An 18,243-nucleotide genomic window follows, 5' to 3' on the forward strand; every position below is an offset into this window, starting at 1 on the left:
CACGAAGGGGATGGCCGTGTCTGCAAACAACTCTTTGGACAATACCGCTGGCGTACGCGAGCCAGACATGCGCGGCACCAATCAAAGCGGAATGCGGGCCCGAAATGAACGGCTTGTCCTGTCACTGGTCCGGCGCCATCAGGCCCTTGCAAAATCTGAGATCGCGCGGATGACCGGGCTGTCGGCACAGACGGTTTCGGTCATCATGCGCCAGTTGGAAACCGATGGGCTGCTTCTGCGGGGCGAACCGATCCGGGGAAAAGTCGGGCAGCCCTCGGTTCCCATGCGCCTGAATCCGGATGGCGCGTATTTCTTTGGGCTCAAAGTCGGGCGGCGCAGTACCGAGCTGGTGCTGACGGATTTCCTTGGCAATGTCAGGCACCGTGAGCGGCGGACTTATGATTTTCCGACGCCCGAGGCGACACTGAGCTTTTCCAAGGAAAGCCTCGACAAAGTGATGACGTCGCTGTCGCCCGAAGCGCGCGGCAGGATCGCGGGTCTTGGGATTGCGATGCCGTTCTACCTTTGGGACTGGGCGCAGACATTGCAGGTTCCGCAGGAGAAAATGGATCCGTGGCGTGACGCGGACCTGAAAGGCGCACTGGCCTCAAGCTATGACTTGCCGGTATTCCTACAGAACGACGCAACGGCCGCCTGCGGTGCCGAGCTGGTCTTTGGCCCGGCGGAAGGCCCACGAGATTTCCTGTATTTTTATGTGGGCTTCTTCATTGGGGGCGGGGTGGTTCTGAACGGCTCCATCTTTTCGGGGCGGGGAAATGCCGGTGCGCTTGGTCCATTGCCTGTGCCGGACGACGCAGGCGGAGTGAAACCGTTGATAGATGTCGCCAGTCTTTATGTACTGGAGCGCGCGACAGGTGAGAATGCCGCAACAGCCGGTTCAATTTGGGAAACGACACAGCATTGGGACGTACCGAAAACCCACCTTGAGAACTGGCTGAAACAAGCGGCGCACGGGATCGCCCATGCCACAGTCTCATCTTGCAGCCTGATCGACTTCGAATGTGTCAAGATTGATGGCTGGATGCCCGCAGGCATTAAGGCGCGGCTGGTGGAACTGGTTGAGGTCGAACTATCCGACCTGAACCTGACCGGGCTGGAACGGCCTTTGGTGTTGGCGGGGACGGCAGGCCCGGATGCCCGCTCATTGGGGGCGGCCAGTTTGCCATTGTCGGAAAGATACCTGCTCGAAGGGTAGGTTCATCCCTGAAAACCCCGACCTTTATCCAAAGCGGATCCGCCGGAAAAAGGGCATTGCCCGCTAAACTTTTTGACAGCCAGCGCAATTGATCGTTGACGGACGCCGAAGAAGTCTGGCAAGCCGCTCGGCATGTTCGGTTCCGGGGCGTGCTCTGGAATCAAAAGGGAATGCGGTGCGGGCTTTGGCCTAATTCCGCAACTGCACCCGCAACTGTAAGCGGCGAGCAGGGCTGAAGTGCCACTGGAGTTAATCCGGGAAGGCCAGCCCAACGCTTTGACCCGCAAGTCAGGATACCTGCCGGACATGTGCCTTTGACAAGGGCACTCCTAATCGGCGACGGGATGTGCGTCGGAGCAGGATGCTTGAAAAAGCAGCTTAGCTTGGACGTCCCCGCAGTCAAAACGCATCTCGTACCGGGGTTGGTACGAAGGGACAAGGACGACTATTGATGACCAAGCTGCTTTCTGCAGCCGCTGTGGCGATGGCGCTTCCAGCGATGGCAAATGCGCATTTCCTGCTGGAATACACCTCTGACACCATGATCGACGCACCGGGGAATGTTCCGGTCAAGCTGATCTTCTGGCATCCGTTCTCGAACGGGCATGTCATGGATCTGGACAAGCCGCAGGAATTCTACGTGATCCACAACGGTCAGAAAACCGACCTGCTGGACACTCTGGAACCCGTGCGTTTCACCGGTGGGGAAAACGAAGGCGCGGCATTCAAGGGTTATGTTCCGGTCAAACGGTCGGGCGACTATGTGCTGGTGACAGTTCCCCAGCCCTATTACGAGGGGTCTGAGGATATCTATATCCAGCAGATCGCCAAGGCATTCCTGAACCGCAACGAATTGCCGACCGACTGGATGAACCCGGTGGGCTTGCCGGTTGAGATCATCCCGCTCAACAAACCGACCAACATCATCGCGGGTTCGACCTTTACGGGTCGGGTTATGGCAGAAGGCCAACCGGTTGCGGGTGCCGAGATCGAGATCGAGTACATGGCCGCAGAACCGGACATGGAAAGCACGGCTGCTTCGGCCCCGACCGTCTCGCCGTTGCCGGGTGGTGCATTGGTCGCAACTTCGGATGATAACGGGTATTTCACATTCGGCGTTCCAAAAGCCGGATATTGGGGTTTTGCAGCGCTCGGCGCCGGTCCCGTGACCGAACACAATGGCAAAGAACTCAGCCAGGACGCGGTCATCTGGATCCGCGCCTGGGATTTGGAGTAACCGTAGATGCATATCGTTGACGGAGCCTTGTCCAACCCGGTCGTGATCGGCGGTGCCGTCGCTGCGGCGGGTGGAATTGCCATGGGCCTCAGGTCGCTGGATCTTGATCGCATCCCCACTGCGGGGGTGCTGTCAGCCAGCTTTTTCGTGGCATCGCTGATCCATGTTCCTATTGGTCCGTCGTCGGTGCACCTGATCCTCAACGGTATGGCCGGGCTTTTGCTGGGGTGGGCCGCATTCCCGGCCCTGTTCGTCGGGCTTTTGCTGCAAGCCGTCTTCTTTGGCTTTGGCGGGTTGACGGTATTGGGGATCAACACCCTGAACATCGCGTTGCCCGCGGTTCTGGACGGACTGATCTTTAGCCGCCTGATCGCCCACGGCTCACCTCTGCAAGGTGCGATATGGGGCGGGGTTGGCGGTGCCTTTGCCATTGCCGCCACAACCGGCATGGTTGCGTTTTCACTGGCCTTGTCCGGAGATGCCTTCCTGCCTGCGGCCAAGCTTGTTTTCTTTGCACATATTCCTGTCATGGCGATTGAGGCGATCCTGACCGGGTTCGCGGTTTTGCTGGCGCGCAAGGTCAAGCCCGAGCTGTTTGTCAAACGAGCGGTCGCATGAGGTATCTGGCAATCATTCTGGCGCTGTGCTGTGCACCCCTACCTGCCTTGGCGCATAAGGTCATAGCCGGAGTGTTTAAATCCGGTGACGCCATCGAAGGCGAAATCGGCTTTTCCAACGGCGACATGGCAAGCGATACCGAGGTCATCGTCAACGGCCCGGACGGAGCCGAGCTGGGCCGTATCGTAACAGATGCAGACGGGTTTTTTATCTACACGCCAAACGCGCCGGTGGCCCATACATTCTTTGCAAACCTTGGTGCCGGACATGTGGCCGAGGTCACCATGCCCGCTGCGGATGTCGCCCGGATCATGGGCGTTGAAGCGGAACCTGATACCCCGCCAACAAACGCACCTGCCCAGACAGCGGCGGTGCTCAGCACTGAACAACAACAGGTCATTGCCAGGGCCGTGCGGGATGAGCTGCGCCCGCTGCGTCGGGAAATCGCGGCTTACCGCGAACAAAATGATCTGCAAACTGTTCTGGGTGGGATCGGATATATTGTCGGTCTGTTTGGTCTGGGCTTCTACTTTGCGGCACGCCGCAAGCTGGCGGCCTGATGGCGCATGTTCTGGGACAACAGGAAAGCACGCTGGTCAAAGCGGGCGCGCAGCGGCGCGGCGCGATCAACCCGCTTGATCCTAGGATGCGGATCGTTATGGCGGTTGTCTTCGCGGTGGTGACAGTGGCGGTGTCCTCGCTGACAGCGCTGTGCGCGGCTCTGGCGGTGTCCCTTTCGCTTCTTGCCGCGTCGCGTCTGCCCTGGCGGAAGACATTGAAACGCATGGCCATGATGGACGGGTTCATCCTGTTCATGCTGGTGTTGTTGCCATTCTCCATGCCCGGCGACCCGATGTTTACGCTCTGGGGGTTTCCCGCAAGCTGGCAGGGCTTCTGGAAAGCGGTCGAGATCGCCTTGACGGCCAACGCGGTCATCCTGTCCCTTATGGTGCTGGTCGGCACGATGGAGCCGGTCACGCTTGGCCACGCCCTGCACCGCCTGCGCTGCCCCGAAAAGCTGGTTCACCTTTTGATGTTCACCATCCGATATATCGAGGTTCTGCGGGAAGAATACCTGCGCCTGCGCGCGGCCATGAAAGTGCGCGGCTTTCGCCCGGCAACAAACTGGCACACCTATCGCAGCTTTGGCTATCTCGTGGGCATGATGCTGGTGCGCGCGATCGAAAGATCCGAACGCATTCTTGATGCGATGAAGTGCAGGGGGTTTTCAGGCCGTATGCTGCTGCTTCAGGACTTTGCCCTGACCCGAAGGGACATCGTTTTTGCCGCAGGTCTTGGTGCCCTTTGCGCGGGTCTGATCATACTGGATTTGGCATGACACTGATTGCGCTTGAAGAAATCTGCTTTGCCTACGCCGGTCTGCCACCCGTTCTTGACGGTGCCAGCCTCAGCCTGTCCGCTGGTCAACGCCTGTCGCTGACGGGCCCGAACGGGGCAGGAAAATCGACCTTGCTGCGCATTACGCTTGGCTTGCAGCGCGCACAGTCCGGCACGGTCAGGATCTTTGGTCAGCAAAGGGTGCATGAGGCTGATTTTCACGACGTGCGCCGCCGGGTGGGCCTTGTGTTTCAGGATGCGGATGATCAGTTGTTCTGCCCGACCGTCGCCGAGGATATCGCCTTTGGCCCGCTCAACCTGGGCAGAACACGCGACGAAGCACTTGCCATCGTTGAAAGCGTGTTGGGTGATCTGGACCTGATGCATCTGAAGAACCGCATCACCCACAATTTGTCAGGGGGTGAAAAACGGCTGGTTACGCTGGCGACCGTTCTGGCGATGGAGCCCGAGGTTCTGCTGCTTGATGAACCCACCAACGCGCTGGACCCACGGAACGAGGCCCGGCTGCTGGAAATCCTCCGGGCATTGCCGCAAGCGATCCTTCTTGTCAGCCATTCCCCGGCCTTCCGAGCCGAACTGGCACCGGATGCGCTGGATTTGCGAGACGGAAAACTGGTTGCTGTCTGACAGGACCAATACGTGTTCAGCTGTTCCGCTTTCGGCTCATAAGCCCATATCTGACTGCCCATGCGCGAAACGATAGGCGTCTGCGACGGTCCTGTTTCACCGGGTGTTTCGACGGCGCGCCACCTTTTCGGTTGAACTCGAAAACGTCGATGATGCGCTCGGCGCAACCGCAGGCTTCGCCCATGCCAACTTTGGCAAAGTAGAATTTTTCGAAACGTTCCGGGTTTCGCATGGCACCCCTCCTGTTCAAGCGTAACTCCAAAAGCCAAGTGCCGCCAAATCACTTTGTTGCGGATGCAGAGGGGGTCCTATGGCGCGGCGAATGCGCTTCCCGTCCAGACATTGTCCAATTGATTGAAAACCGGCGAGGTGATGAGCATCTCGGCAGGGTACAGCAATTGCAGCTCATCCGCGAACCGCGTGACGCCGGGTACAAGCCCGGTGATGTTTTGCCACGCGGCCCAGCTGCCGGGATCGGACAGGCTGGTGGGATTGCCGGGATCAGCCGCCTGGTGCCAACCGGCCGCATTCAGGATCGGTGAAAGGGCAAAGCGCGCATCGTTGCTGTCAACCTCGGAACAGGCAGCAGCATCGCATTCCCAGCTTGTCCAGTCTGCCGCCGCGATGGTCCCGGCAATCGGGGCGGCGGCGTCGATGACCCGTGCCAGAACCTCGAACCCGCCACCCGCAGTCGGACGGCTGAGCGACAGGGGGTCGGTGGCCACGGCATGCAGCGCCGCGGTCGGTGCCAGGCTGAGGGTCCGGCCGATCAAAGCCAGCTGTGCGATGCCGTCGGTCACCGGGCCTGATCCGGCGGCCGGAAGGACCCTGACAGGTGTCAGGATCGGTACCGCACCGCCACGTATCGCGATCTCCTGCAACGCATTGTCGAAGGCCGGACCGAAATCACTGCGGATCGTATAGCTCAGCGGGAAACTGGCCTGCTGCGGACCAACGGGCCTTGCACCGTCGCGGGTGATGAAAGACATCGGCGGAACGGCACCCGGTTGCGGCAGCGAAATCTGCGGTCCCGCGATACCCAAAGCGGCCGCGATCATGCGAGCGCGCTGTTCGGCCTCACCATACTCGCTCAGCAGATTGATATAGCCGCCGATCTCGGTGATGTTGCGCGGCGCAGGGATGCGCGAAGGGGCAATATCGCCCGCAATGGCCAGCCTATGGGCAATCACCTCACGGGCGCGCTGGATCGCCGGAGAGTTGGTCGTTTCAAGAATGTTGATGATCGCCTCGGCAAGGCTTTCATCAATTCCCGGTTTGTCCGTCACATTTGTGCTCGTGTCACTCATTGTCGTCCTCCGCAGGGGCGTTCAGGCCATTGAGGAAATCCAGCACCGACTGGCTGCCAGCCTTGGTCGCGCTGCCGTCATCGGCATCCGCGTTCGCCTTGGTGAAGGCCCCGAAAAGCTTGGCCAGAAGCAGTGTGTTGGACGGGTTGGCCAAAGCCGCAGCCCCGCCGGGGAAATCCTTGAACAGGTTTTGCGTAAAGGCTGCCCGGTTGCCGTCTGCCTGTCCGCCAATCAATGCGGCGACACCCGAGGCGTTCTTGGCGATATCCTCAAACCCCTTGATCTTGGCGGCGTTGCTGGCATCGAACGCCTTTTTGTCAGCGGCGGCTTTCTTGGCCTCTTCCTCTTTGCGGGCGGCAGCGATTTCCTGACCTTTACCCGCAAGTTCCGTGGCCTTTCCAACCAGTTCTTTCGTCAGATCCGTTGCCGTGTCGATGGCCTTGTCTCGCCCCGCAGCGACCGATTGCGTTTCAAGCGCCAGCTGGGCTTGCAGTTCCTTCAGGCCCGTAAGATCGGTTCCCGCCCGCGCAAGATCAGGCGCGGCCTTGAGGATTTCGGCCAGTTGCGACGTGGGCACAGCCTGGCCGGTGCCAATGTCGCCCCCTGCAATAGTAAGCGTGTTCGAAGGCTGGTTGTTCGGCAGGTCTGACGGCGCGCGGGTGCCAAAGATGGCGTCACTGTCAGCAGGCAGGACCGGCGCGTCGCCAACCGGCGGCGGTGTCGGGCTGTCCTGCCAGTTCCAGAAGCGGCGGTGGTCGATCATCTCGCAGGAATTGCAGCGGCCCAGAACGGCCTCGCCCAGCAATCCTCTGGTCGGCAGTGAAATCGTGCGGCGCGGTGGCCGGAAATCCTCGCGGTGGAAGGCCAGCAGACTGTCCTGAATATCACCGGTCCGCATCTCCATCCGGTCGGCCAGATCGGGCGGGATCGAGAAGGGCATGATCATGGCATTGCCATAGAACCCCAACACCTTGTTCTGGACGGTGCTGAGCAGCGATATCTCGCTTGAGGCATCGTCCAGCCCGCCTTCCGGTACCCCGATGGTGAAGCGTTCCAGCAGGATCGCACGTTCTTCGTCCGTCATGCTGGCCCAGATCACGCGGGAATAGCGAACGGTGTTGGCCACAATATGCTGGTACATTTCTTCGATGCGGCGCAGATCCCGGCGTGACAGAACGTCCGGCACTTCCTGCACCGAATAGGGCAGGGTGGCAGGCAGCGCCTGGAACGTATTGTCATCAACAACGGTCTGGGCGTTTTCGTTCATACGCGCCTCAAACTCGCTGACCATGGGCGGTCCTACCAGATCGTCAAAGTCCGAGCCCGAGATCGTGGTGCGAAGGCTGCGGTTGATATTGCGGGTGGCCCGATCCAGATCGTCGGCATCTTCCAGATTGGCCAGATGCTCCCAGATGTTGAAAATGTTGATGGGATCAGGACCGGTGTAGAACGAGTAGGCAAACGAACCCGTCCGCCTGCGCAGCTCAACACGTGCGATATCCGACCGCTCGACCGAACGGGGCAAAGCCACAGACCCGGTATAGGTCCGGCGCTTGGTCGGATCACGTCGCGCATCAGCCAGCCGGACAAGCAGGTTCTCGCGTGTTTCCGCTGGCAGGTCATGCAGGTTGTCGATGTCTATCGGCGATCCGGTCAGCGGAACAGGTCCGACCCGGTCGCCATCCTGCGTGAAGATCACGACAGAAATGTCATCATTGGGCATGAACGTGCCCTGCGCCTCGAAACTGACGATGTCCTGTGCGACGCCGGGCGCGTTCTGCGGTGTTGCATCCTTGTCCGCATAAAACTCTTCCAGCAGCTTCAGTGCGCTGCGGAATCTGCGGCGGCTTCGGAACACGCGCCGGAACACTTCGGCATGGCGCAGGATGACCTTGTACCGGCTCAGCAATCCGGACCGGGTGACATTGCCCGGCAACTGGTCACCTTGTCCCAGACGGCGGAAGCGGATGAGTTGCATCGGCACAAAGACCACCAACTGCACGCCCTCGATACGCGTTTCCAAAGAAAAGTCGCGCAGGACTTCGAACCATTGCATGGTCATTGCGTGGCAATGATTGCGGTTGGCCACGAATTTCGTTGTTGCCGTCCGTCGATCCGTCGCAGTTGCAGTGCGCACACTGGTCCGTGCCGAGTTGCGCTTGACCGAAGCCGCCCGTTCAAGCGCGGCAGAGAATGTCTCATGGGTGTCGGACAGAAAATCGCGCGATGTGTTCTGCGTGTTGGACGAATTGCCGGAAGAATTCGAACTGGACCGTGCACCGCTGAAGCCCACGCCGCCGACTATGGCCCCGATGCCTCCGAACAGGCCGCCACCAACGCCACCTGCGCCCCCGAAGCTCTTTGAAAAAGCGCGCGTCGAAAACGAGGACGTACCCTGAATTACCTCATCCAGCGCGCTTTCAAACGTACTGTCAAAGGACGTGTCGCGGGCTTCTTCGAATTCTTGTTGCTCTTCAAAGGTCAGGCTCTCTCGTTCACGTACGCTCAATGTTTCGCGCTGTTCCGACACGACAATCCGCTGCTCTTCTCCGGGGGCAAGCGGCAGGGAATAGACCAACCGACCCAAAGACATGCCAGCGTGAACAGCAGTCGACCGCATCTTGGCAATATAGCCAAGCGCAAGGCTCGACGCTTTGGGCACATCCTGCGGCCGTTCCTCAAGATCTTCAAAGAAGTCTTCAATATCAATGGGTTCGTCAATCGGAATCCGGTCCCGAAAATCCCAGTCACCCCCGTCATTGTTGAACGCGGCCAGAAGCGTTTCGGCGGACAGATTGGCCTGAGCAAAGGCTGTGCCCGGGATAGTTGTCACAAAGCGGCCCCCACCTATGGGGCGCGTTCGAACGATATTCTTGGGCCCGACGAGCGGATCAATCAGCCGGTACAGAACCGAATAGCGCCGCCGCGAAACCGTGCCACCTTCGGTTCGGTACTCCGACGCGCAATCGCCCTCGCCCAGCACGATAGGGGCCTGCGTACCGGTGAAATCTGATATGTTTTCTTCGGCATCCTCGGGATCCACCGGCAAGATATCGGCCAGCTCACCGACGATCGAACGCTGCAAAGGCAGGACAGTGCGATCCAGCACCACAAGACCCATTTCGCCGTCCAGCGCGTCAACGCGTGGCACGGCTTCTGTCAGGGTGGTGTTCTGACCCCTGATCCGTAACCGCAGGCCGTTCTGCGGCAGGCGGAGATTAGGCAGATCAACCGAAAAAAGACCACGCGCGTCCGTGACGGCGGCTTTGACAGCCCACGAAAAATCTGCGTTGTCGATCCCTTCATTGGCGGTAAAGGTGGGGCGCAGGACCTCGACGATCACACGTTCGGCCGGGGTCCCGTCAGGGTTGATCAGTTCCCCCCGCAATTTCGGGGCGAGGGTGGGAACGACCGCCCCCAGAAAGCCTCCGGCCAGATCTTCGCGAATGGTTGCAAGCTGGCGAAAAACCGCACCAGTCGACTGGACGCGCCGGTCGACCAGATCGTTGATCACTTCTGAGGACAGCTCTATTCCGACGCCACGGCGCAATGCCTTGAGCTTTTCCGCCTCAACCCGCTTCTGATCCTCAACGCTGTGCGCACCAGCCGCGACAGTGCCGGAAATTTCCGCTGATATCGATGGGTTAGGCCGAAGATTTGGTAGGGACAGCGTTATGCGCGGGGGCTCACTGCTGGAGTCGGACATGAACGTCACCTCTCGAGAAAGAGCTGAAAAAACGAGATGTCAGAAAAATAAGTCAAATCATTAAAGGTGACCCAAGGTAACATGTTTGGGGGATTCGCGGAAGCAACGCAGGGTTGTACCCGCTGCAACGCGCGGCAAAGCGCTCAGGACAAGCGTAGTGTCCCTTGCCGCTGACGGTATCCAGAATTGGTCAGGGCCAGAGGAAAAACCTGTCGGGAAACACCGGCACCCAGATCGCCTTTGGTCTAGTTTCGCGACTGCTGAGACGAATAGAAATACGCAATGGCCTGCGTGCGGTTTTTGACACTCAGCTTTTCGTAGATGTTGGATAGGTGAAACTTGACCGTGTTTGTCGAAATCTGAAGTTCCTTTGACAAATCCCGGTTCGACATTCCCTGCGCCAGCGCCTCCAGAATTGCGCGTTCTTTACGCGATAGGCTCTGGATCGGGTCCTGTTGCATTTTCCGGATATCTACGAACGGGAACACCATCTTACCCGCCGCGACTTTGGCGCAGGTTTCCAGCAGGCCCTCAACCTCGCCCGTGCGAGCGGCAAATCCAGCCGCACCCGCCTGCATCGCCAATCGCGGAACATCGCCGCCAGTGTCGCCATAAACGACAAAGCGCGGGGCGTTGGGCTGATCGCGCAGAACCTCGATCAGTTTGGCAGCGCCTAAAACCGGAAGCGTCCAGTCGACGACACCGACCTGAACGGGAACCCGCATCACCGTTCCCAGAAACCCTTCGGCCGTTGCTGACGTGGCCATCAGCGAGAATCGGGGGTCCCGCTCGAATATCTCGGACATGGCCGACAGAACCAGCGGGTTGCCGTCCGCCAGCATGATGTCGATGGGTTTGCTCGGTGTCTCAACCATATGATTTTGCCCCGAATTCGGAAAAAACTACCCATAAGGATAGGGTGTTTCTTTGTATACCTTCGTATTTTTACCAAAACGGGTAGGTATTGCCCCATCCTATTGGCCATCCAAAAGCAGTAGTAAGTTACGTTGCGTCATAAGGCAAGCTCGCGTTTCCTGCTCGGTAACTTGACACGACGGGCCGCAATGCCCGGCCAACAGCCGAGGATGCCAGACCATGACTTTTCAGATTTTCCCTCCGCTCGAAATCCCCCAAACCCTCGCTGCGGGGCCGGGGCCGGGTAACACGGATGCCCGCGTCCTCAAGGCCTTTGCCAATGCAGGCGTTGCCGATCACATGCAGGGGGACGTCCTTAGGGGGATGGTCGAATGCAAGCACATGCTGCGGAAAATCTGGGGTACCCAAAACGCCTATACCTTTGCTGTTGCCGGCACCGGTTGGAGCGCCCTGGACACCATGTTTTCGGCTGTCATGCCTGGCGACAAGGTCGTAGCTTTTGCCAACGGCACATTCTCGGGGATCGACGCGCTGACCCTGCGGATCAAGGCGGCGACGCCCGAAGAACATGCAGCCAACCCGATGGCACCTCAGACCGCCAGCGTCACCGTGATCGAGGTTCCGCACGGCCAGCCGGTCACCGGTGATCTGGTCGAGGCGACGCTGGCGCAGCACAAACCGAAATGGGCTTTCATGGCGCATTGGGAAACCGGATCGGGTCGCATCAATGACCTGCGCGGATTTTCCGACGCGTGCGAACGTCATGGCGCGATGGGTCTGATCGATGCGGTATCGTCTCTGGGCGTCGATGACTTCTCGATAGACGATTTTCCGGGCATCGCCGGATGGGCGTCCTGCCCGCAGAAAGGTCTATGCTGCCTGCCGCTGACCTATGCCCCTGTCAGCTTTACCGACGCCTATATCGCATCACTCAGAACCACCGGTGCCTATACCTATGTGCACAATCCCATCTTTGAGGCCCGCCATTGGGGCATTGTTGATGGGCAAGATGTTGAAAAGGGCACCTATCACCGCACCCATTCGGGCTACGCCGTTGCGGCCTTCCATGAATCCCTGCGCCTGACCCTTCAGGAAAGTCTGGCCAATCGGTCCGCGTCGTACAAGACGCACGAGAAGGTTCTGCGCGACGCTGTTACCGAAATGGGCTGCGAGGTCACCTCCGACATGCCCAGCCTGATTGTGCTGAACCTGCCCCCGGAACTGGCTGGCCGCGAGATGGAGCTGGTCCAGAACTGCCGTGCGCGCGGGTTTGGCATCTGGCCGACCCTCAGCGAACCCGTGCAGGTGCGCATCGGCATCCTCAACCAATTGAACCGCGAGGCCGTCAGCCGGATTGTGCGTCTGTTCGCCGAAGCCATCCGAGAACTGGGCGGAACGGTCAATCAAGACGCAATCGAAGACCTGCTGGAAAGCCGTTACGGCACCTCAATCGCTGCATAAACAGGAGCGGATCAGATGGATATTCACGAATATCAGGCAAAGGAAATTCTTTCGAATTTCGGTGTCGCCATACCATCCGGCGCACTGGCCTACAGTCCGGAGCAAGCGGCCTATCGGGCGCGTGAGCTGGGCGGTGACAGATGGATCGTCAAGGCGCAGGTCCATGCAGGCGGTCGCGGCAAGGCCGGAGGGGTCAAGCTGTGCAACACCGAGAACGAAATCTATCAGGCCTGCGATGATCTGTTTGGCCGCAAGCTGGTCACGCATCAGACCGGCCCCGAAGGCAAAGGCATCTATCGCGTCTATGTCGAAGCCGCGGTGCCGATTGACCGCGAGATTTATTTGGGTTTAGTCCTCGATCGGTCAAGCCAAAGGGTGATGATCGTGGCCTCGTCCGAGGGCGGGATGGAGATCGAGGATATCTCGGCTGACCGCCCGGAAAGTATCGTCCGCTCCATCGTGGAACCGGCGGTTGGGCTTCAGGAATTTCAGGCGCGCGAGATCGCATTCAACCTGGGGCTTGAGCCCAGGCTGATCCAGCAAATGGTGCGTACGCTACAGGGCTGCTATGCCGCTTTTAGCGAGCTTGACGCGACAATGGTCGAGATCAATCCGTTGGTCATCACGGGTGACGACCGGGTGCTGGCGCTTGACGCCAAGATGAGCTTTGACGACAACGCCCTGTTCCGCCATCCACAAATCTCTGAACTGCGTGACAAAAGCCAGGAAGACCCGCGCGAAAGCCGCGCGGCCGACCGCGGACTGTCTTATGTCGGGCTGGACGGAAATATCGGCTGCATCGTCAACGGTGCCGGTCTGGCGATGGCCACGATGGACACGATCAAGCTGGCCGGTGGCGAGCCTGCAAACTTCCTTGACATCGGCGGTGGGGCTTCGCCCGAACGTGTGGCCAAGGCGTTTCGTCTGGTCCTGTCGGACGACAATGTTCAGGCCATTCTGGTCAACATCTTCGCCGGTATCAACCGCTGCGACTGGGTGGCCGAGGGTGTCGTTCAGGCCCTGCGGGAACTTGACCTCGACCTGCCCGTCGTTGTGCGGCTGGCTGGGACAAATGTCGAAGAGGGCCAGAAGATTCTGGCCAAATCCGGCCTGCCGATCATTCGCGCCTCAACGCTGATGGAGGCGGCAGAACGCGCTGTTGGCGCATGGAAAAACGACCTTACTCAAGGCACCAAGATGAGGGCTGTGAAATGAGCATTCTTCTCGACCGTGACTCGCGCGTCATCGTGCAGGGCATTACCGGCCGCATGGCCCGGTTCCATACGAAGGACATGTTGAACTATGGCACCAATGTCGTGGGCGGCGTCGTACCCGGCAAAGGTGGGGAAACCGTCGAGGGTGTTCCGGTCTTTGACACCGTCAAACAGGCTGTCGAGGCGACCGGCGCGGATGCCAGCCTTGTTTTCGTACCCCCGCCATTTGCGGCTGATTCAATCATGGAAGCCGCAGATGCCGGTATCCGCTACTGCGTCTGTATCACCGACGGGATTCCGGCGCAGGACATGATCCGGGTGAAGCGGTACATGTACCGCTATCCGAAAGAGAAACGCATGGTGCTGACCGGGCCGAACTGTGCCGGTACGATCTCGCCCGGAAAGGCGTTGCTGGGCATCATGCCGGGTCACATCTATCTGCCCGGCCATGTCGGCATTATCGGCCGCTCGGGCACGCTGGGCTATGAGGCTGCGGCGCAACTGAAAGAACGCGGCATCGGTGTCTCGACCAGTGTCGGGATTGGTGGCGACCCGATCAACGGGTCATCCTTCAAGGACATCCTACAGCGCTTCGAAGAGGACGAGGACACCCATGTCATCGCCATGATCGGCGAGATCGGTGGCCCGCAGGAAGCTGAAGCAGCGGAATACATCCGCGACCACATCACCAAACCGGTGATTGCCTATGTCGCGGGTCTGACCGCCCCGAAAGGCCGCACGATGGGCCACGCGGGTGCGATCATCTCGGCCTTTGGCGAAAGCGCCAGCGAGAAGGTCGAGATCCTGTCCGCCGCCGGGGTGACCGTTGCCGAAAACCCCGCCGTGATCGGTGAAACAATTGCCCGTGTGATGGAGGCCGCGTGATGGTCAAACCCTCGGTTCTTGTGACCCGTCGCTGGCCTGCCGCCGTCGAGGCGCAGCTGGCCGAGAATTACAACGCTGTTCTGAACACCGGGGACAAACCCATGTCCCCGGCCGAAATCCGGCAAGCCTTGAAAACTTATGACGCGGTGCTGCCAACTGTAACGGACATACTGAGCGCCGAGGCAATGGACGTCCCTGGTGCGCAGACCAAAATACTGGCCAATTACGGTGTCGGATACAGCCACATCTGCGAACCTTCGGCGCGTGAGCTGGGCATGACCGTGACCAACACGCCCGATGTTTTGTCCGAATGCACCGCCGATATCGCCATGACCCTGCTGCTGATGGTGGCGCGGCGCGCTGGCGAAGGTGAACGCGAGCTGCGGTCCGGCACCTGGACCGGATGGCGGCCCACGCATCTGGTTGGAACCAAGGTCAGCGGCAAAACGCTGGGCATTATCGGCTATGGCCGCATCGGGCAAGAGATGGCCCGCCGTGCGCATCATGGCTTTGGCATGGACATCCTTGTCTACAACCGCAGTCAGATAGCGCCGGATGTGCTGGCCAGGTGCAATGCAACGCAGGTGGCCTCGATTGACGACTTGCTGCCGCAATGCGACTTCGTCTCGCTGCATTGTCCCGGCGGGGCTGACAATCGGCATCTGATCAACGCGCGCAGGCTGGGCCTGATGAAGCCCGACGCCTTTCTGATCAACACCGCGCGCGGTGAGGTGATCGACGAATGGGCGCTGATCCAGGCCCTGATGTTCGAGATGATCGGCGGGGCCGCGCTGGACGTGTTCGATGGTGAACCCCGTATCAGCCCGGACCTGCTGCAATGCGACAACCTCGTGATGCTGCCACATCTGGGCAGCGCCACCCGCGAAGCGCGCGAGGCGATGGGGTTTCGGGTTCTCGATAACCTGAGTGATTTCTTTGAAGGCCGAGAACCCCGGGACCGCGTGATCTGATGCAAGCGCTGGCCCCGAATATTCAGCCCACCCCCAACCCTTCGAGCTATGCCGAAGGGTTGCGCTCGGAATTGCGGGCGTTGTGGCGGAACATATTGCTGAAACGGGCGCCACATGTTGCGGCATGGGCCGAGGTCACGCCGCTGCAACCCATTCCCACGGGACCCGAGGCAACGCCGTATTTGCAGGCCCTTTCGATCTGGTTCCAACTCTTGTGCATCATCGATGAAAACGCCGAAGTTCGGGACCGTCGACTGACCGAAACCCAAAACGGCGCAGAAGCGGTAGAAGGCGGTTTTGCCGAAGCCCTGACAGACTTGTCCCTGACCTATAGCCAGGTTGAAAAGCTGACCGCTGACCTGTGTACCGGTCCCACTCTGACCGCGCACCCGACCGAAGCCAAGCGGGTTACGGTTCTGGAAATTCACCGGCGTATCTACCGCAACCTCGTCAGTCTTGAAACACAACGCTGGACGCCGACCGAACACGCCGAATTGCTGGATGGTCTGGAGGGAGAGATTGATCTCTTGTGGCTGACAGGCGAACTTCGCCTGTCGCGCCCAAGCCTGCACGACGAGATCGAATGGGGGTTTCAGTTCTTCCGCGATGCAATCTTTGATGCTGTCCCGCAGGTTATGGGCCGATTCGATCAGGCCTGCCTGCAAGTGCTGGGACGTACGCCGAGTGAAACTCCTGATATCCGCTTTCACAGCTGGATCGGTGGCGACCGGGATGGCAACCCGAATGTCACGACCGAGATAACCGCATTGGCGCTGAAACGCGGACGCGAAACAGTTCTGGACCTTTATCGTCAAGCTCTTGAGCGTGCCGCAAGAAGGTTGAGCATCAGCGCGCTGATATTGCCTTTACCTGAACCTGTCAGGACGCAAGTACAAGCGATAGTCGACCGGGCTCCGGTCGATGGCCGCAATCGGAACGAACCGTTCCGGCAAGCACTCAATGCCATTCGCTATCGGCTGACAAACAGCGGATATGATCACATCTCGCAATTCGTGGGCGATCTCGACACACTTGATACCGCTTTATGTGCGGTCAACGCGGATATTCTGGCGCGGCAGCACATCCGTCCGTTGCGCCGGGCCGCTTCGGTTTTCGGGTTCCGGACCACAACGCTGGACATCCGCCAGAATTCGACCGTCACAACCGACGTTCTGGCCGAAATCTGGTCGCATAACGGACAGGTGCCGGTTTACGACACGGTCGAATGGTCTGCCCGCTTGCGAACCGAACTGGCCGATCAGAACCTGCCCTATCAAAACCGCGACGCGTTAAGCGATCAGGCGCGGGAATTGCTTGCCCTTCTGGCTCTGGTCCATAGTGTGCGATCGGGACCGGACCCCAAAGCAATAGGGCCCTTCATCCTGTCCATGACCCGTTCGGCCGACGACATTCTCGGCATCTACCTATTGGCCCGCTATGCCGGGTTTGGGTCTGAAACTCTTGATCTTTCGGTAGTCCCATTGTTCGAGACAATTGCCGATTTGCGAAATGCCCCATCGATCCTGCTCGACGTTTTGGCTGTTCCGCTTGCCCGTCGCAGCCTCAAAACCGACGGTCGAGTAATCGAGGTGATGCTGGGATATTCGGACAGCGGCAAGGACGGGGGCTATTTCTGCTCAACATGGGAGTTGGAGCGCGCCCAACGCCGGATCGTCTCGGCGCTGGCCTCGCAAGGTTTCAAGGCCACGTTTTTCCATGGTCGCGGTGGCTCGGTCAGCCGGGGCGGTGCACCGACCGGGCGCGCCATCGCCGCGCAACCCAGCGGAACAGTTGCCGGGCGGTTGCGCGTGACCGAACAGGGCGAGGTGGTTTCGGCCAAATATGCCAACCGGGGCACGGCTGCGGCGCATCTGGAGTTGTTGCTGTCAAGCACGATGCGCCATACGGCGACCCCTGACGAGGCGCCTTCACGGCCTGAATTCGATGACGCAATGGATGCTTTGTCAGAGTTGTCACAGACAGCCTATGTCTCGCTTTTGCAGATGCCGGGTTTTCTGGACTATTTCCAGCAGGCGAGCCCTGTCCAAGAACTTGCCCTCCTGAAAATGGGGTCCCGTCCGACCCGTCGGTTCGGCGCGGCCAGTCTGGACGACCTGCGGGCCATTCCATGGGTCTTTGCTTGGTCGCAGAACCGCCACCTGATCACTGGTTGGTACGGGTTCGGCACCGCCATGGCCAGTTTTCGCAAGTTTCGCGGCGCGCGCGGTGATGACGTGTTGCACGACATGTTTCGACACTCCCGCCTGTTCCGCCTCGCCGTCGATGAGATGGAAAAATCGCTCTATCAGACGGATATGGAAATCGCAGCGCAGTATGGCGAATTGGTCTCTGATATCGAGATCCGCCAACGTGTATCGCAGGTAATCAAGGCGGAATACGATAGTGCCTGCAAAGCGATCCGGTTTCTGACAGGTGGTCAGGTCATCGGCCATCGCTTTCCCCGCCTTTGCGAGAGGTTTGACCGCAAACAGGCCGAATTGGCCCGCATTCATGCTCTTCAGGTCGAACTGCTGCAACACGCCCGCAACGAACCGCAGGCAGGGTCAGTTCCCGTGCCCCTGCTGCAATCCATGAACGCCATTTCCGCTGGTCTTGGCTGGACCGGCTAACCATTTTCAGGAGATCAAAACTGTGAACGCCCCGCATCGAACAAACGGATTTTTCACCCAGTCCTTGTCGGACCGCGATCCTGAGCTTTTTGGCTCGATCCGGTCTGAGCTGGGTCGTCAGCGCGACGAGATCGAG

Annotated in this window: 15 protein-coding genes and 1 riboswitch; of the genes, 11 read left to right on the forward strand and 4 right to left on the reverse strand. The window is 59.5% G+C overall.

The genetic code is table 11. From position 1 onward, the window contains the following. Positions 1-10: 10 nt before the first annotated feature. From ACR0AM_RS20065 to ACR0AM_RS20090, 6 genes are all read left to right on the forward strand, one after another. Positions 11-1,216: an ROK family transcriptional regulator gene (locus ACR0AM_RS20065; protein WP_480489240.1), complete on the forward strand. Its 1,206-nt coding sequence runs from the start codon at positions 11-13 to the stop codon at positions 1,214-1,216. 120 nt (positions 1,217-1,336) lie between these two features. Beyond that, positions 1,337-1,535: riboswitch (cobalamin riboswitch) on the forward strand. A gap of 132 nt (positions 1,536-1,667) precedes the next feature. Then, a complete protein-coding gene (locus ACR0AM_RS20070; protein WP_480521280.1) occupies positions 1,668-2,453 on the forward strand; it encodes a DUF4198 domain-containing protein in 786 nt (261 codons plus the stop codon). 6 nt (positions 2,454-2,459) lie between these two features. Then, entirely contained in the window at positions 2,460-3,071 is a 612-nt protein-coding gene (cbiM, locus tag ACR0AM_RS20075; protein ID WP_480623836.1) for a cobalt transporter CbiM, read from the forward strand. Beyond that, a complete protein-coding gene (locus tag ACR0AM_RS20080; RefSeq protein ID WP_480496185.1) occupies positions 3,068-3,631 on the forward strand; it encodes a cobalt ABC transporter permease in 564 nt (187 codons plus the stop codon). Before cbiM ends, ACR0AM_RS20080 begins: the two co-directional genes overlap by 4 nt. Further along, the gene (cbiQ, locus tag ACR0AM_RS20085; protein WP_480496187.1) at positions 3,631-4,410 is read left to right on the forward strand and encodes a cobalt ECF transporter T component CbiQ; all 780 of its coding nucleotides are present in this window, start codon (positions 3,631-3,633) and stop codon (positions 4,408-4,410) included. The genes ACR0AM_RS20080 and cbiQ overlap by 1 nt, the downstream gene beginning before the upstream one ends. After that, entirely contained in the window at positions 4,407-5,057 is a 651-nt protein-coding gene (locus tag ACR0AM_RS20090; protein ID WP_480623837.1) for an energy-coupling factor ABC transporter ATP-binding protein, read from the forward strand. Before cbiQ ends, ACR0AM_RS20090 begins: the two co-directional genes overlap by 4 nt. A gap of 16 nt (positions 5,058-5,073) precedes the next feature. On the opposite strand, the gene ACR0AM_RS20095 is transcribed toward ACR0AM_RS20090, so the two are convergent. The 4 genes from ACR0AM_RS20095 to ACR0AM_RS20110 form a co-directional block, all read right to left on the reverse strand. Beyond that, positions 5,074-5,289, reverse strand: coding sequence for a hypothetical protein (locus ACR0AM_RS20095; RefSeq protein WP_480555953.1), 216 nt, complete (start codon positions 5,287-5,289; stop codon positions 5,074-5,076). Positions 5,290-5,365: 76 nt separating this feature from the next. After that, positions 5,366-6,364, reverse strand: coding sequence for a hypothetical protein (locus ACR0AM_RS20100; RefSeq protein ID WP_480623838.1), 999 nt, complete (start codon positions 6,362-6,364; stop codon positions 5,366-5,368). Next, a complete protein-coding gene (locus tag ACR0AM_RS20105) occupies positions 6,357-10,070 on the reverse strand; it encodes a hypothetical protein (RefSeq protein ID WP_480623839.1) in 3,714 nt (1,237 codons plus the stop codon). Before ACR0AM_RS20105 ends, ACR0AM_RS20100 begins: the two co-directional genes overlap by 8 nt. 245 nt (positions 10,071-10,315) lie before the next feature. After that, positions 10,316-10,945: a response regulator transcription factor gene (locus ACR0AM_RS20110; protein ID WP_480496195.1), complete on the reverse strand. Its 630-nt coding sequence runs from the start codon at positions 10,943-10,945 to the stop codon at positions 10,316-10,318. A 220-nt stretch (positions 10,946-11,165) separates the two neighbouring features. Between ACR0AM_RS20110 and ACR0AM_RS20115 the strand changes: the two genes are divergently transcribed. From ACR0AM_RS20115 to ACR0AM_RS20135, 5 genes are read left to right on the forward strand one after another with little or no spacing between them, the layout of a single operon-like run. After that, complete coding sequence (locus tag ACR0AM_RS20115) at positions 11,166-12,407, forward strand: pyridoxal-phosphate-dependent aminotransferase family protein (RefSeq protein WP_480623840.1); 1,242 nt, start codon at positions 11,166-11,168, stop codon at positions 12,405-12,407. Positions 12,408-12,422: 15 nt separating this feature from the next. Next, on the forward strand, positions 12,423-13,622 hold the full coding sequence (locus tag ACR0AM_RS20120) for a malate--CoA ligase subunit beta (RefSeq protein WP_480607523.1): 1,200 nt from the start codon (positions 12,423-12,425) through the stop codon (positions 13,620-13,622). Further along, positions 13,619-14,506 (forward strand): succinate--CoA ligase subunit alpha, encoded by an 888-nt coding sequence (gene sucD, locus ACR0AM_RS20125; protein WP_209508187.1) that lies wholly within the window; start codon positions 13,619-13,621, stop codon positions 14,504-14,506. Before ACR0AM_RS20120 ends, sucD begins: the two co-directional genes overlap by 4 nt. Continuing rightward, positions 14,506-15,477 (forward strand): 2-hydroxyacid dehydrogenase, encoded by a 972-nt coding sequence (locus tag ACR0AM_RS20130; RefSeq protein WP_480623841.1) that lies wholly within the window; start codon positions 14,506-14,508, stop codon positions 15,475-15,477. The genes sucD and ACR0AM_RS20130 overlap by 1 nt, the downstream gene beginning before the upstream one ends. Then, positions 15,477-18,107 (forward strand): phosphoenolpyruvate carboxylase, encoded by a 2,631-nt coding sequence (locus tag ACR0AM_RS20135; RefSeq protein WP_480623842.1) that lies wholly within the window; start codon positions 15,477-15,479, stop codon positions 18,105-18,107. The genes ACR0AM_RS20130 and ACR0AM_RS20135 overlap by 1 nt, the downstream gene beginning before the upstream one ends. Positions 18,108-18,243: the final 136 nt, after the last annotated feature.

The organism is Ruegeria sp. AD9 (assembly GCF_056542305.1).

Bases quoted from the DNA above. Each gene is read 5' to 3' on its own strand.
- ACR0AM_RS20100 (WP_480623838.1), bottom strand. From the start codon at position 6,364: ATGAGTGACACGAGCACAAATGTGACGGACAAACCGGGAATTGATGAA.
- ACR0AM_RS20110 (WP_480496195.1), bottom strand. From the start codon at position 10,945: ATGGTTGAGACACCGAGCAAACCCATCGACATCATGCTGGCGGACGGC.
- cbiM (WP_480623836.1), top strand. From the start codon at position 2,460: ATGCATATCGTTGACGGAGCCTTGTCCAACCCGGTCGTGATCGGCGGT.
- ACR0AM_RS20115 (WP_480623840.1), top strand. From the start codon at position 11,166: ATGACTTTTCAGATTTTCCCTCCGCTCGAAATCCCCCAAACCCTCGCT.
- cbiQ (WP_480496187.1), top strand. From the start codon at position 3,631: ATGGCGCATGTTCTGGGACAACAGGAAAGCACGCTGGTCAAAGCGGGC.
- ACR0AM_RS20070 (WP_480521280.1), top strand. From the start codon at position 1,668: ATGACCAAGCTGCTTTCTGCAGCCGCTGTGGCGATGGCGCTTCCAGCG.
- ACR0AM_RS20090 (WP_480623837.1), top strand. From the start codon at position 4,407: ATGACACTGATTGCGCTTGAAGAAATCTGCTTTGCCTACGCCGGTCTG.
- sucD (WP_209508187.1), top strand. From the start codon at position 13,619: ATGAGCATTCTTCTCGACCGTGACTCGCGCGTCATCGTGCAGGGCATT.
- ACR0AM_RS20095 (WP_480555953.1), bottom strand. From the start codon at position 5,289: ATGCGAAACCCGGAACGTTTCGAAAAATTCTACTTTGCCAAAGTTGGC.
- ACR0AM_RS20135 (WP_480623842.1), top strand. From the start codon at position 15,477: ATGCAAGCGCTGGCCCCGAATATTCAGCCCACCCCCAACCCTTCGAGC.
- ACR0AM_RS20080 (WP_480496185.1), top strand. From the start codon at position 3,068: ATGAGGTATCTGGCAATCATTCTGGCGCTGTGCTGTGCACCCCTACCT.
- ACR0AM_RS20105 (WP_480623839.1), bottom strand. From the start codon at position 10,070: ATGTCCGACTCCAGCAGTGAGCCCCCGCGCATAACGCTGTCCCTACCA.
- ACR0AM_RS20065 (WP_480489240.1), top strand. From the start codon at position 11: ATGGCCGTGTCTGCAAACAACTCTTTGGACAATACCGCTGGCGTACGC.
- ACR0AM_RS20130 (WP_480623841.1), top strand. From the start codon at position 14,506: ATGGTCAAACCCTCGGTTCTTGTGACCCGTCGCTGGCCTGCCGCCGTC.
- ACR0AM_RS20120 (WP_480607523.1), top strand. From the start codon at position 12,423: ATGGATATTCACGAATATCAGGCAAAGGAAATTCTTTCGAATTTCGGT.